Annotated in this window: 1 protein-coding gene; it reads left to right on the top strand. The window is 53.3% G+C overall.

The features are described from left to right. On the top strand, window positions 1-469 hold a 469-nt coding region (locus DYZ14_RS24015), incomplete at both ends, for a hypothetical protein (RefSeq protein WP_154722939.1).

Here is a 469-nt window from a genome sequence, read left to right as displayed (position 1 = left end):
ATTCTTTCGCTACCAGGCAGCGAGTGGGAAAAAGAAGATTACCTGAACCTCATCGAGCAACTGGATGAAGAAGGTTTTGATGACTTTACCCGCGTGCGTGAGCTGTTGGGTCTGGCGACCGGGTCGGATAACGGTTGGTACACCCTGCGTATCGGTGAATTAAAAGCCATGCTGGCGCTGGCTGGTGGCGATCTGGAACAGGCTATGGTCTGGACCGAATGGACGATGGAGTTTAACTCATCAGTATTTAGTCCGGAACGCGCCAACTATTATCGCTGCCTGCAAACGTTGTTATTACTGGCACAGGAAGAAGATCGCCAGCCGCTGCAATATCTGAATGCGTTTGTTCGCATGTACGGCGCAGATGCCGTAGAAGCCGCCAGTGCGGCAATGAGCGGCGAAGCGGCGTTTTACGGCCTGCAACCGGTAGATAGCGATCTGCACGCGTTTGCTGCACATCAGTCGTTGT

Origin of the sequence: Ciceribacter sp. T2.26MG-112.2 (genome assembly GCF_900492205.1) — a bacterium.
In the GTDB taxonomy this organism is placed as follows: domain Bacteria; phylum Pseudomonadota; class Alphaproteobacteria; order Rhizobiales; family Rhizobiaceae; genus Allorhizobium; species Allorhizobium naphthalenivorans_A.
The sequence above is the reverse complement of the archived record's forward strand: the minus strand, read 5'-3'. Positions and strand labels throughout refer to the sequence as shown.